Annotated in this window: 1 pseudogene; it reads left to right on the top strand. The window is 40.8% G+C overall.

The window, feature by feature from the left end:
• Nucleotides 1-331: pseudogene (locus HC175_RS21905) on the top strand (hypothetical protein); the annotation flags it as partial.

Here is a 331-nt window from a genome sequence, read left to right as displayed (position 1 = left end):
ACATAAGAATAATTCCCAATGTACCCTTAATTGCAGTAAATGATTCTCTAGTCAGGATCACAGATATTGACACCTTACCGGTAAAGTTCACGGCAGCATATAACAACTGGACAAATCAATATTCGATCTCTTTTGAAAAGAATGAGCGTCAAAATTACCGTCTCACTGTGCTACCGGGGGCTTTTACAGATTTCTTCGGAAGAGAGAATGACACTATTAGGTCCTCTTTTAGAACGCCCGCTCTGTCAGATCTGGGTAATCTAGTTGTAAACCTTCAGGGGGTGCAGGAATTCCCTGTGATCGTTCAGTTAACTACTGAAAAAGGAGAAAT

This window comes from Salinimicrobium oceani (genome assembly GCF_012037645.1).
The sequence above is the reverse complement of the archived record's forward strand: the minus strand, read 5'-3'. Positions and strand labels throughout refer to the sequence as shown.